The sequence below is a fragment of the Actinomycetota bacterium genome (genome assembly GCA_036280995.1).
Taxonomy (GTDB): Bacteria; Actinomycetota; CALGFH01; order CALGFH01; family CALGFH01; genus CALGFH01.
Window position 1 is genome coordinate 1 of the sequence record DASUPQ010000156.1, and the last position, 12,180, is coordinate 12,180.

The 12,180-nt window shown below is 76.3% G+C and carries 15 protein-coding genes; 11 read left to right on the plus strand and 4 right to left on the minus strand.

The genetic code is table 11. From position 1 onward, the window contains the following. Window positions 1–333 (plus strand): diguanylate cyclase (locus VF468_04865; protein ID HEX5877646.1); only part of this gene is annotated, 333 nt, incomplete at its 5' end. Here the strand turns inward: VF468_04865 and folP are convergent. Continuing rightward, a complete protein-coding gene (gene folP / locus VF468_04870; protein ID HEX5877647.1) occupies window positions 330–1,199 on the minus strand; it encodes a dihydropteroate synthase in 870 nt (289 codons plus the stop codon). The two genes, VF468_04865 and folP, sit on opposite strands and share 4 nt — an antisense overlap. Before the next feature lie 35 nt (window positions 1,200–1,234). On the opposite strand from folP, the gene VF468_04875 reads away from it, so the two are divergent. From VF468_04875 to VF468_04885, 3 genes are read left to right on the plus strand one after another with little or no spacing between them, the layout of a single operon-like run. Next, entirely contained in the window at window positions 1,235–1,696 is a 462-nt protein-coding gene (locus VF468_04875; protein HEX5877648.1) for an SRPBCC family protein, read from the plus strand. 55 nt (window positions 1,697–1,751) lie between these two features. Then, on the plus strand, window positions 1,752–2,399 hold the full coding sequence (locus tag VF468_04880; GenBank protein HEX5877649.1) for a hypothetical protein: 648 nt from the start codon (window positions 1,752–1,754) through the stop codon (window positions 2,397–2,399). A 50-nt stretch (window positions 2,400–2,449) separates the two neighbouring features. Further along, on the plus strand, window positions 2,450–2,962 hold the full coding sequence (locus VF468_04885; protein HEX5877650.1) for a DUF2231 domain-containing protein: 513 nt from the start codon (window positions 2,450–2,452) through the stop codon (window positions 2,960–2,962). Here the strand turns inward: VF468_04885 and VF468_04890 are convergent. Next, the gene (locus VF468_04890) at window positions 2,959–3,666 is read right to left on the minus strand and encodes a helix-turn-helix domain-containing protein (GenBank protein ID HEX5877651.1); all 708 of its coding nucleotides are present in this window, start codon (window positions 3,664–3,666) and stop codon (window positions 2,959–2,961) included. The genes VF468_04885 and VF468_04890 overlap by 4 nt on opposite strands. Before the next feature lie 153 nt (window positions 3,667–3,819). On the opposite strand from VF468_04890, the gene VF468_04895 reads away from it, so the two are divergent. Together VF468_04895 and VF468_04900 are read left to right on the plus strand one after the other, a co-directional pair. Further along, window positions 3,820–4,719, plus strand: coding sequence for an alpha/beta fold hydrolase (locus tag VF468_04895; protein ID HEX5877652.1), 900 nt, complete (start codon window positions 3,820–3,822; stop codon window positions 4,717–4,719). A 17-nt stretch (window positions 4,720–4,736) separates the two neighbouring features. Beyond that, the gene (locus VF468_04900; protein HEX5877653.1) at window positions 4,737–5,972 is read left to right on the plus strand and encodes an NAD(P)/FAD-dependent oxidoreductase; all 1,236 of its coding nucleotides are present in this window, start codon (window positions 4,737–4,739) and stop codon (window positions 5,970–5,972) included. On the opposite strand, the gene VF468_04905 is transcribed toward VF468_04900, so the two are convergent. After that, a complete protein-coding gene (locus VF468_04905) occupies window positions 5,939–6,700 on the minus strand; it encodes a hypothetical protein (protein HEX5877654.1) in 762 nt (253 codons plus the stop codon). The two genes, VF468_04900 and VF468_04905, sit on opposite strands and share 34 nt — an antisense overlap. A 105-nt stretch (window positions 6,701–6,805) precedes the next feature. Between VF468_04905 and VF468_04910 the strand changes: the two genes are divergently transcribed. From VF468_04910 to VF468_04930, 5 genes are all read left to right on the plus strand, one after another. Beyond that, the gene (locus VF468_04910; GenBank protein HEX5877655.1) at window positions 6,806–7,750 is read left to right on the plus strand and encodes an ABC transporter ATP-binding protein; all 945 of its coding nucleotides are present in this window, start codon (window positions 6,806–6,808) and stop codon (window positions 7,748–7,750) included. A 1-nt stretch (window position 7,751) separates the two neighbouring features. Next, a complete protein-coding gene (locus tag VF468_04915; protein ID HEX5877656.1) occupies window positions 7,752–8,933 on the plus strand; it encodes an ABC transporter permease in 1,182 nt (393 codons plus the stop codon). Then, a complete protein-coding gene (locus tag VF468_04920; protein ID HEX5877657.1) occupies window positions 8,930–10,096 on the plus strand; it encodes an ABC transporter permease in 1,167 nt (388 codons plus the stop codon). Before VF468_04915 ends, VF468_04920 begins: the two co-directional genes overlap by 4 nt. A 69-nt stretch (window positions 10,097–10,165) precedes the next feature. Beyond that, window positions 10,166–10,684: a SigE family RNA polymerase sigma factor gene (locus tag VF468_04925; GenBank protein HEX5877658.1), complete on the plus strand. Its 519-nt coding sequence runs from the start codon at window positions 10,166–10,168 to the stop codon at window positions 10,682–10,684. Further along, the gene (locus VF468_04930; GenBank protein ID HEX5877659.1) at window positions 10,681–11,880 is read left to right on the plus strand and encodes a hypothetical protein; all 1,200 of its coding nucleotides are present in this window, start codon (window positions 10,681–10,683) and stop codon (window positions 11,878–11,880) included. The genes VF468_04925 and VF468_04930 overlap by 4 nt, the downstream gene beginning before the upstream one ends. Here VF468_04930 and VF468_04935 read toward each other — a convergent pair. Continuing rightward, on the minus strand, window positions 11,877–12,180 hold a 304-nt coding region (locus VF468_04935; protein HEX5877660.1), incomplete at its 5' end, for an aldehyde dehydrogenase family protein. The two genes, VF468_04930 and VF468_04935, sit on opposite strands and share 4 nt — an antisense overlap.

Genomic DNA, 12,180 nt, shown 5'->3' on the forward strand with positions numbered 1-12,180 from the left:
CGCCGCGGCCAGCTGGGAGACGCAGCTGCGGGAGGGGACATGCTCGCCCGCTACGGCGGGGAGGAGTTCGCGGCCCTGCTGGTCGGCTGCTCCCAGGTCGAGGCGGTGGCGATCCTGGACCGGGTCCGCGAGGCCGCGCCACTGGGCGAGACCGTCTCGGTGGGTGTCGCCCAGTGGGACGGCCAGCAGTCGCCCGAGCAGCTCATCGGCATCGCCGACGACACCCCTACAAGGCCAGGCACCAGGGCCGGAACCGCGTCGCCACGCCGTCGCCGGCGGCCCAGCCGGGCGAGCAGTCCTCGAACCCCGATCGGCTCGGCGCAGCCGAGCTAGGCCAGGCCGCGGCGGGTGGCGGCCGGGGGGCGGCGGCCGAGGATGGCCTCGGTCATGCGGACCACGCGGACGGTCGCCGCGACCTCGTGGACGCGGACGATGCTGGCCCCGGCGGCGACGCAGAACGCGGCCGCGGCCAGGCTGCCCTCGAGGCGCTGGTCGAGCGGGACGTCGAGGGTCTCGCCAACGAAGTCCTTGTTGGACAGGGCGACCAGCAGCGGGTGGCCCATGTCGGCCAGCTCGCCCAGGCGGCGGGTCAGCTCCAGGGAGTGGAAGGTGTTCTTGTGGAAGTCGTGGCCGGGATCGACGATCACCCGATCGGCCGGCACGCCATGCCGGACGGCGAGCGCCACCCGTCCGGTGAGGAAGGCGCGCACCTCGGCGACCACGTCGGCGTAGGCGGGCCGGTGGGGGCGGGTCCGGGGCGGCCCGCCGGTGTGCATCACGACCAGCCCGGCCCCGGCCTCGGCGGCCGCCTCGGCCACCCTCGGGTCGTGGAGGCCCGAGGGGTCGTTGACGACGTCGGCGCCGGCGGCCAGGGCCTGGCGGGCCACCCCGGGCCGGAAGGTGTCGACCGAGATGACCGCGTCGGTGCGGCCGCGCAGCGCCTCGACCAGCGGCACCACCCGCTCCAGCTCCTCGGCCTCGTCCACCGGCGCGCCCGGGCCCGCCTTGACCCCGCCGACGTCGAGCCAGTCGGCGCCCTCGGCCAGGGCCCGCTCCCCGGCGGCCACGGCGGCGCCGAATCCGTAGGTGGCCCCCCGGTCGTAGAACGAGTCGGGCGTGCGGTTGAGAATGGCCATGACCGCGACCCGGCGACCGAAGTCGAAGGTGCGCCGGCCGTAGGTTCGCAGCATGCCGGCGATGGTAGCCGACGGCCCGGCCGAGAAAGGAGCAGCGCGTGCGTGTCCACCTGGAGGAGCGGGTGGCGATCGCGGCCCCGCCCGAGGCGGTGTTCGCCGCCGTTGCCGACTGGGAGGGCCAGTCGGAGTGGGTCGCCCTGACCACGGTGACCGCCGACGGCGGGCCCCACCGGGTCGGGGAGCGGCTGGTCGCCGAGACCAGGCTCGCCGGGATCGGGTTCAGCGACCCCATGGAGGTGACCCGCTTCGACCCGCCCCACCGCATCGACGTGCGCCACCTCGGCCGGGTGGTGCGGGGCACGGGCACCTTCGTGGTCGAGCCCGCGCCCGGCGGCGCCTGGTTCGCCTGGGCCGAGGACGTCGAGCTGCCCCTGGGGGTGGTCGGGCGGCTCGGGTTCGCGGTCGTTGGGCCCGCGTTCCGGCTGCTGCTCCGGCGCAACCTGCGCCGCCTCGCCCGGCGGGTCGAGTCCCGCCCCCACCTGCGCAGGCGCCCGGCATAGGTGGTAGCGTCGCGCCGCGCCGCCCCCCGAGGCCGGCCCGAGCAGGAGCAGTCGCATGGGCCCCGTCCGCCGCCGCACCACCGCCCTGCTGGTCGTCGCCGGCCTGCTGCTGGCCGCCGTGACCGGGCTGGCCTGGTTCCTGGTGGGGGAGGACGACCCGGCCGCCGAGGCCACGGCCGGGGCCCCCACCACCCTGGACCCGGCCGCGCCGGAGCCGACCACGGCGCCAGGCCCGACCACGGCCTCGGGTGCCGCCCCGACCGCGTCGTCGACGGAGGCCGGCGCCAGCCAGGGCACGACCGGCCCGCCGGCCCCGCCCGCCCCGGCCTGCGCCGGGGTCCTGTCCGGGGCCGAGGCCGCGGCCGCCCTGGGCACGCCGGTGGCCAGGGTGGAGACCCGCGACGGCTTCCTGGTCCGCACCTGCACCTTCTGGAGCAGCGGCGACCGCTACCTGCTGGTCCAGGTCAACCGGGGCGTGGCCGCCTCCAGGGACCAGTACGAGCTGAGCCGGCTGCCCGGGGACAGGAACGTCGCCGGGATCGGGCAGGCCGCCCGCTGGACCCGCGACACGGGCCTGCTCGACGTGCTCGACGGTCCCGCCCGGTTCCAGGTCGGGCTGTTCACGCCCGCCGGCCGTCCCGCCGCCGCCGAGCCCCCGGCCCGGGTGGAGGCGGCGGCCAGGGCGGTCGCGGCCCACCTCTAGGTCGCGGGCGGTAGCATCGCCGGGCCAGGCCGCCAACCCCCGGAGGCGAGATGCCGAACCTGCTCCAGGGCGGCCGAGGCCGTCCCCTGCATCCGATGCTGGTGCACTTCCCGATCGCCCTGTACCCGACCAGCCTGGTGTTCGACGCCCTCTCCCACCTGGCGGCCGACGGCAACCCGTTCGTCCGGGGCGCCTTCACCCTGATCGTGGTCGCCCTGGTGGTCTCGGCCCTGGCCGTGGCCGCCGGCTTCGCCGACTTCCTGACCATCGAGAACGGCAGCCGCACCTGGCGCATCGCCGTGCTCCACATGAGCCTGCAGCTGGTCACCGGCGGCCTATTCCTGGCCAACGCCCTCCTGCGCGGCCGCGACCTGGACGTCACCGCGACCCCGGTCGGCCCCATCATCCTCACCGTGGTCGGGCTCCTCACCCTCACCGTCGGCGCCGCCCTCGGCGGCGAGCTGGTCTACCGCCACGGCCGCCGGGTCGAGCTCGACCTGGTCGCCTCCGAGGAGCTCCCGCCGGCCCCCCCGGCCGGCCCCGACCGCCCGGCCGGGGGCTAGGCCAGGTCCCCGACCGGTAGGCCGTGCTCGGCCCGCATGCGGGCGTTCTCCTCCGGCCCGGCGTTCCAGGTCGGCAGGGCCTGGCGCAGCGCCCGCGGCCCGGTGACGGTGATCCCCCCGGAACGGAGCGCCGCCGCCCACCCGGTCCGGCCCATGTGCCAGCGGGCGAAGGCCAGCGGGTCGTCGATCGCCACCACCAGGTCGTCGCCGAAACCGGGGTCGAAGCGGCAGACCTCGGCCTCCCGGCCCGCGACCAGCATCCAGAGCCGCACCCGCCGGGCCTGGCGGGTGAACTCGAACCGCACCACCACCCGCCGCACGGGGAGCAGGTCGCGGCGGAGGAACGTCTGGGACCAGGACCACAGCACCACGTCGGGGTCGGCGTGCTCGCCCTGCATCTCCGTCCAGCGCTCGGCCCAGCCGCCGATGGCCTCCAGCACCCCGGCCAGGTCCTTGCCGGCCGGCGTCGGCTCGTACACCGACCCGCGCCCGTTCGGCTTGGGACGGATCTCCAGCACCCCGGCCCGCTCCAGCTCACGCAGGCGCCTGGCCAGCAGCGCCCGTGACAGCCCGGGCGCGCCGGCGGCGATCTCGTTGAAGGTCGAGCAGCCGAGCAGCAGGTTGCGCAGGATGATCGGCGTCCAGCGCTCGGCGAGGATCTCCGAGCCCCGTGCGATCGGGCAGAACTGGCCGTAGGTGCGCATGGGTGCAGTCTCGACCCTCATCGGCCCGCTGCCTAGTTCTTCTTGTGAACCCGGGCTGGTCGGGCGGCTGCCGGCAGGTTCACAACCTGTCCTTGGCGGGCGCCGTCCCGGCTCCCACGATGACGGCACGAGCCACCAGCAAGGGGGTCAGCGATGAGCGGGCAGTGGGTCGTCGAGGACGGCGGCGCACATACGGCGGGCGACGAGCTCCGGCAGCGGCTGCTGGCCGGAGCCCCGGTCACGCAACGACGGCTGCGGCTGGCCGGCGTGTCCACCGCCGTGCTGGAGGGCGGGAGCGGCCCACCGGTCGTGCTGCTGCACGGCCAGGGTGGCTGGGCGGGCGTCTGGCTGCCGGCCATCGCCGAGCTGGCCCGCACCCACCGGGTGGTCGCGCCCGACCTGCCGGGCCTCGGCGCCTCGCGGGTGGACGGGGACCCGCCCGGGGCCGCGACCGCCCTGGCCTGGCTGGGCGAGCTCGTCGACCAGACCTGCGCGGTCCCGCCGGTGGTGGTAGGGGCCTCGCTGGGCGGCTCGCTCGCCGCCCGCTTCGCGGCCGGCCACCGCGACCGTCTCGCCGGCCTGATCCTGGTCGGCGTGGGCGGTCTCGCCGGCAAGGTGCGGATCCCGCCGGGGATCCTGCTGGCGCTGGTCCGCCACGGCGTCCGGCCGAGCGAACGCAGCGCCATGGGGATGCTGCGGCAGGTGTCGGTCGACCCGGAACGCGTACGGCGGCGGATGGGGGAGCGCTGGGCACCGTTCCGGGCCTACTCGCTGGAGCTCTCGCGCACGCCGAGCGTGCAGCGGGCCAACCGCCAGCTGCTGCGCGAGCTCGGTCTGCGCCAGATCCCGCCCGAGGACCTCGCCCGGATCGACCTGCCCGTGACACTCATCTGGGGACGGCAGGACCGGGTGATGCCGCTGGCGGCCGCCCAGGAGGCCAGCGCCCGCTACGGCTGGCCGCTCGAGGTGATCGACGACGCCGGCCACATCCTGGCGGCCGACCAGCCGGAGGCGTTCCTCCGGGCGCTCCAGGCGGCGCTGGCCAGGCCGTGAGGCGGAAGATGCGCGGCATGGTGACCGACTGCGCGGTGGTCGGCGCGGGTCCGGCCGGGCTGGCCGCCAGTGTGGCCCTGGCCGGCCGCGGGGTCGAGCACCTGGTCCTGGAGCGGGACCGGGTCGGGGAGACCTGGCGGTCCCAGCGCTGGGACTCCTTCCGGCTCAACACCGCCGGCTGGATGAACTCGATGCTGGGCGGGCAGGCGCGCGACGCCTACGCCACCGGCCGGGAGGTCGTCGAGCGGCTCGAGCGGCTCGCCGCCGGCTGCCCGGTCCGCGAGGGTGTCCGGGTCACCCGGCTGGCCACCGCCGGCGACGGCTGGGCCATCGCCGCCCACGACGGCGAGCTGCGGGCCAGGACGGTGGTCGTGGCCACCGGCGACCAGAACCGGCCCCGGGTCCCGGCGCTGGGCCGCCGCCTCCCGGGCCGGGTCGCCCAGCTCCACGCCGCCGACTACCGCGGCCCCGGCCAGCTCCCCGACGGGTCGGTGCTGGTCGTCGGCAGCGCCCAGTCCGGCTGCCAGATCGCCGACGATCTCCTGGAATCCGGCGGCCGCCGGGTCTTCCTGGCGACCAGCCCCGTGGGCCGGGTGCCGTTCCGGCACCGCGGCCGCGAGACGGTCGAGTGGCTGGCCGAGGCCGGGTTCATGGACCAGCGTCCGCGCGACCTGCCCGACCCGTCGGTCATGGGCAACCCGATGCCGCTCGTCGCCCCCGGCCGCGGCCTCAGCCTGCCGGCGCTGGCCAGGGCCGGCGCCACCCTGGTCGGCCGCCCGGTGGCGGTGGAGGGGGAACGGGTCGCCTTCGACGACAGCCTGGCCGCCAACGTCGCTGCCGGCGACGCCCTCGCCACCCGGCTCCGGGCGATGGTCGACGAGATCATCCGCCGCCGCGGCCTGGGCGCGCCCCCGGCCGAGCCCGACGAGCACGACGCCCACGTCGCCCTGGACCCGCCGGCCGCCCTCGACCTGCGCGCCCAGGAGGTCGCCGGCGTGATCTGGGGCACGGGCTTCACCGGCGACTTCTCCTGGCTCGACCCGGCCCTGGTCGACGCCGGCGGCCAGCCCCGGCACGACGACGGCGTCGCGCCCGCCCCCGGGCTGTGGTACCTGGGGCTGCGCTGGCTGCGCCGCCGCAGCTCCGGCATCCTGCACGGCTTCCCCGGCGACGCCGCCTGGGTCGCCGGCACGGTCGCGGCCCACCTGGGCGCCGACCGCTACGGGAACGCGTCCAGGCCGGCCGCCTGGTAGGGGATGGCCTCGCGGTCGGCCAGAGCGAGCAGGGCGTCGCGGACCCGGCCAAGGGCCAGGACCTGGACGGCCGGCTCGGCGGTGGGGTCGAGCAGGCGGCGGTAGGCCTCGGCGAAGCCGGGGCCGGCGGCCCCGGTGGCGGCGGTGGCGGCAAGGGCGTGGGCCGTGTCGCGGTAGGCGGTCCGGGTGTGGAGGCCGACGACCAGCGCGGCCAGGACCGCCGCCTCCTTGACCGCCACCTGGGTGGTGAGCAGGTCGCCGGCCAGCTCGGCGGCGCGGCCCCTGGCCTCCCAGGAGAGCAGCTGGACGAGGTCGAAGGCGGCCGCGGCCGCGAACACCTCCGGGCCCGCCTCCTCGACGGCGGCCTCGTGGACGTGCTTGAGCTTGTGGAAGTACCCGCCCGGGTCGTGGATGGCCAGCTGGTTGACGTACTGGTCGGCGGCCAGGGGCCAGGCCGGCCCGATGGAGGACGCCTCCTCCAGGTAGGCGTCGGCCCCGATGGCGGCCAGGTCGACGACCAGGCCCGGGTCGCGGAGGTACAGGTAGCGGTCGGGCACCCCGGTCTCGGGACCGACGGTGATCACGGCCAGGTCGAGGCCGGCCTCCTCGCCGTCGTCGCCCCTGGCCACCGCGCCGTGGACGCCCACGGCGACGATCGCCGGCCCGTGCCGGTCGAGGAGCCGTTCGGTCAGGTCGGCGGCCAGCCGCAGTCGCCCGTCGTGGTCCACCGGTCAAGGCTACCGGGAATCCGCCGTGAACCCGCCGCCCGGCCGACGCGGGATCGGCCGATCGGTTGACCCGGACCGGCGAGGCCGGGCGGTACGCTCCCGGGCATGGACGGCGGACCGGTGCTCTGGTGCAAGGACCTGCGCAAGCGCTTCAAGGAGCGCCTGGCCGTCGACGGCGTCGGGTTCGAGGTCGCCCCGGGGGAGACCTACGGGCTGCTCGGCCCCAACGGCGCCGGCAAGACCACCACCATCTCGATGATCTGCGGGCTGCTGCGGCGCGACGGCGGCGAGGTCACCGTGGCCGGGGCGTCCCTGGACCGCGACCCCGGCCTGGTCAAGGCGGCCATCGGCTACGTGCCCCAGGATGTCGCCCTCTACCCCGACCTGAGCGGGCTCGAGAACCTCCGCTTCTGGGGGCGGATGTACGGGCTGACCGGCCGGGAGCTGAACGAGCGGGTCGACGCCACCCTGGAGGTCGTCGGGCTGGCCGAGCGCTCCGGCGACCGGGTGGCCGACTACTCGGGCGGCATGCAGCGGCGGCTCAACATCGCCGCCGGCCTGCTGCACCGGCCCCGGCTGCTGGTGCTGGACGAGCCGACGGCCGGGGTCGACCCGCAGAGCCGCAACGCCATCCTCGGCAACGTCGAGGCGCTCGGCGGCGAGGGCGTGGCCGTGCTCTACACCACCCACTACATGGAGGAGGCCGAGCGGCTCTGCGACCGGGTCGGGATCATCGACCAGGGCCGCCTGGTCGCCGAGGGCACCCGCCGCGAGCTGGTGGCGACCGTGGGGGAGCGCGACCGCATCGAGCTGGCCGCCAGCGGCGACCTGGCCGGGCTGGCCGGCGCGGCCGCCCGGCTGGACGGGGTTGACGAGGCCGGCGTCGTCGCCGGCGGCGTCCACCTGGTCGCCCGGGACGGCCGACGGCTGCTGCCGCGGCTGCTGGAGGCGGCCGAGCACGCCGGGGCCGAGGTCACCAGCGTCGAGCTGGTCGAGCCCGACCTGGAGGCCGTGTTCCTCCACCTGACCGGCAAGGCGCTGCGGGACTGACATGCTGCGGACCGCCCTGCTCGTCGCCGGCAAGGACCTGCGCCAGCGGCTGCGCGACCGCTCGGCCCTGGTGATCGCCTTCATCGCCCCGTTCGTGCTCGCCTCCATCATCGGGCTGGCCTTCGGGGGCGACTTCGCCTTCCGGGCCACCTACGCCGTGGCCGACGCCGACCGGGGCCCGGTGGCCACCGGGTTCACCGACGGCGTGCTGGCCAGCGAGGGCCTGCGCGACCTGGTCACCGTGCGCCGGGTCGAGCCGGGCGAGGCCCGGGCCCTGGTCGACCGGGGCGAGGTCGACGCCGCCTTCCTGCTCCCGGCCGGGCTGTCGGCCGCCGTGCAGGCGGGCCGGCCGGCCACCCTGACCGTGGTCTCCTCCGGCGAGAACCCGATCGCCGGCCAGGTCGCCCGCTCCCTGGCCGAGGCCTACACGGCCGAGCTGGCCGCCACCGGCCTGGCCGTGGCCACCGCCCTCGACGCCGCCGGCCAGCCGCCCACCGAAGCCGGGGCGCGCCGGCTGGGGGAGCGGGCCGCCGCCACCCGGCTGCCCGCGCAGCTGGTCGAGGGCCAGGTGGGCGGCCGGACCATCGAGGCGGCCAACTACTTCGGCCCCTCCATGGCCATCTTCTTCCTGTTCTTCACCGTCTCGTTCGGGGCCCGCAGCGTCCTCGCCGAGCGCCGCCAGGGGACCATGCGCCGGCTGCTGGCCAGCGCCGCCCCGCCCGGCGGGGTGCTGGCCGGCAAGGCCCTGGCCGCGTTCACCCTCGGCACGGCCAGCATGCTGGTGATGTGGCTGGCGACCACGGTCGTGTTCGGGGCCGACTGGGGCGACCCGGTGGCCGTGGTCGCCCTCACCGTCTCCAGCGTGCTCAGCGCCATCGGCATCACCGCCCTGGTCATCACCCTGGCCAAGACCGACGAGCAGGCCGAGGGCTACAGCTCGCTGGTGGTGTTCACCCTGGCCCTGCTCGGCGGCAACTTCATCTACCTGGCCCAGCTCCCCGAGCTGCTGCAGCGGGCCGCCCTGCTCACCCCCAACGGCTGGGCCCTGCGCGGCTTCGTCGACCTGGTCGCCGACGGCGGCGGTCTGGCCACGGTGGCCCTGCCGGTCGCCGTCACCCTGTCCGTCGGCCTGGTCACCGGCGCCCTGGCCCTGTACCGGGCGCGGCGCATGGTGATGGCGTGAAGGCCCTGGTGATGGCCGGCTCGGGCCTGCGCCGTCTGGCCAGGGACCGGCTTGCCCTGTTCTTCCTGGTGCTGCTGCCGGTGGTCATCATCCTGATCGTCGGGCTGGCCTTCGGCGACGCCGGGTCCGAGCGGCTGCCGGTCGGGGTGGCCGAGGAGGGCGCCGGCCGGCTGGGGAGCGAGCTCCGGGCCGAGCTGGAGGCCTCCCCGGCCCTGGACGCCCGCGCCTACGACGACGCCGGCGCCCTCGGCAAGGCGGTGCGCCGGGGGGTCGTGGCCGCCGGGGTGGTCGTGCCCGCCGGCTACGACGAGGCCCTGCGGGCCGGCCGCCGGGCCGACGTCACCTTCGTGACCGACCAGACCCGGCCGGCCCCGGCCCCGGCCCGTTCGGCGGTGGCGGCCGTCGTGGCCAGGCAGGCGGCGGAGGTCAAGGCGGCCCGCCTGGCCGCCGAGACGGCCCGCGTCCCCTTCGACACCGCCCTGGCCCGGGCGCGGGCCCTGGCCGCCACCCAGCCCCAGGTCCGGGTCGAGGCGACCACCGTCGGCGGCCGCGAGGACGCGCTCCCGACCGGGTTCAACTACACCGCCCCGGCCAACCTGGTCCTGTTCGTGTTCATCACCTCGATGGCCGGGGCGGCCAGCCTGATCGAGGCCCGCCGCCTCGGCGTGACCCGCCGCCTGCTGGCCACCCCGACCACGGCCGCCACCATCCTGTTCGGCGAGGCCCTCGGCCGCTTCGCCGTCGCCCTGCTCCAGGGCCTGATCATCTTCCTGGTCGGCTGGCTGGTGTTCGGGGTCGACTGGGGCGACCCCCCGGCCGCCCTCCTCCTGCTGGTCACCTTCGCCCTGGTCGCCACCGGCGTCGGCCTGCTCCTCGGCGCGGTCCTGGGCAACGCCGAGCAGGCCACCTCGATCGGCCCCCCGGTCGGCATCGCCCTCGGCATGCTCGGCGGCTGCATGTGGCCCCTGGCCATCGTCCCCGCCCCCATGCGCGCCGTCGGCCACCTGTTCCCCCAGGCCTGGGCCATGGACGGCTTCATCGCCCTGATCGCCAGGAACGCCGGCCTGGCCGGCATCACCCGCCAGCTCGCCGTCCTGGCCGCCTTCGCGGCCGTCCTCCTCGCCCTGGCCACCTGGCGCCTGCGCAAGACCCTGGTCGGCTGAGCGGATCGGGTGGAACCTTTCCGGGTCGCCCGGAGTGCGTACGGCGAAGCCCGGTCCATGGGAGGCGCCTTGGCCGTCGACGACGCCGCGTTCAGGGAGTTCTTCGCCAGCGAGTACCCACGGCTGTGCTGGCTCGGCTTCCTGCTGACCGGGAGCCGGGCCGAGGGCGAGGAGCTGGCCCAGGAGGCGCTGGTCCGCATCTGGTGGCGCTGGCAGCTGGGCCGGCGGCCGGCCGACCCGGCCCGCTACGCCCGCCGCGTGCTCGTCAACCGGCAGCGGTCGCTGCTGCGCCGGGCGGCGGTGGAGGCGCGCTCCCTGGCCAGGGGCCGGCCCGCCGAGGCCCCGCCGGCCGGGACCGAGCGGGCCATGGTGCTGTGGGAGGCCGTCCAGGCCCTGCCGCCGCGGCAGCGGGCCGTGCTCGTCCTCCGCTACCGGGAGGACCTCACCGAGGCCGAGGTGGCCCGGCTCCTGGGGGTGCCGGTGGGCACGGTGAAGTCGGCCAGCCACCGCGCCCTGGCCCGGCTGCGCCAGCGGCTGGGCTCCTACGACCTCGACCCGGCGGCCAGCGGCACGGAGGAGCGACGATGAACCTGGATGGCGAGCTCCGGGAGCTGTTCGGGCAGCCCGACGAGACCTCCTGGCCGGGGGAGGCGACCGCCTACGACCGGTTCCTGCGCCGCCGCCGGCGACGGGGCCGGGCCGTCGCCGCCGCCACCGGGCTGGCCCTTGTCGCCATCCTCGCCGGGGCGGTACTGGTCCCCCGGCTGCTGCCCTCCGAGGTGCCCACGGTGGCACCGTCTCCCGACCTGGTGCGGGTCGGGAGCCAGGGGTTCGAGCTGAAGCTGCCGGCCGGCTGGCGGGTCGAGCGCGAGCTGCGGGGCACCCGCGCGCTGGCCCGCGGCGAGGCCCTCCCGGGGACCTCGATCGGGGTGCCCCGGCCGGTGGTGGTCGGCCTGGTTCTCGTCCCCCGGTCAGGGAAGCCGCCTGGGGCGAGAATCACCATCACGACCGACAGCAACCAGCGGCTCGACTACTCCCTCGTGCAGGGCGGCAGCCGGCGGGCCGACGGCCGGGCGTACCGCTTCCACCCCGGCTCGATCTCGGGCGAGGTCGGGCGGTACGCCATGCTCTGGCCCGACTGGTGTGAGCCCCGGATGGGCTGCGGACGCAGCGCCTGGCCGAGGATCCTGCTCGTCACCGGCACCGCCGACGCCGACGGCGACCAGGTGCGGCAGGCCATGAAGCGGATCGTGGGCGCCCTGAAGCCGATCACCAACGCCGTCCGCCCGCCGCCACCGCCAACCGTCCCGGCCCGGACCAAGGTGCTGCTCGGCAAGGGCGGCGAGGGGATGACCGCCTGGGAGGCCTGGATCGAGCCGCTGCAGGGCAACGGGGGTTTCTCCGTGCACTTCCCCTGGGAGGAGCGACGGCACCCCGGCCGCGGCTGGCACTGGGAGTCCATGGAGCCGTCCTACATCCAGCGGGACGGTACCTACACGCTGATGGACTGCTTCTCCTGGGTGCCCGGCTCCGGCCTGCTCCTCACGGGGCTGGCCCGCGAGGAGGTGGCCTCGGTCCGGTTCGAACTGGCCGGTCAGCCGCCGGTGACGGTGGCGACCTTCGGGAAGGACCACCGCATCCCCTGGGTCGCCTACGCGTCGCCGAAGCTGCCCGCCGGCTCTCGGGTCGAGCGGGTACTGGCCTTCGACGCCGCCGGCAAGCTGGTCGGCGGTGAGGAAGATGTATATGGCGGCGAGCCCCTCTGCCGCCCCCGCCCCCGCTAGGAGCGGCGGCGGGGGATGGTGACGTCGAACCAGCGGTGGCGGGGGCGCTGCTGGGTGATGTCGACGTGGACGTGCTTGGTCTGGGTGTAGGCGAGATACCCCTCCTCGCCGAGCTCGCGGCCGACGCCGGACTGCTTGTAGCCGCCGAACGGGTACCTCGGGTTGAGCAGGTGGTAGTCGTTGACCCAGACCGTGCCGGTGCGCAGGCGCTCGGCCAGGCGGACGGCGCGGGCCGAGTCGCGGCTCCAGACGGCGCCGGCCAGGCCGTAGGGGGAGTCGTTGGCGATGGCGACCGCCTGG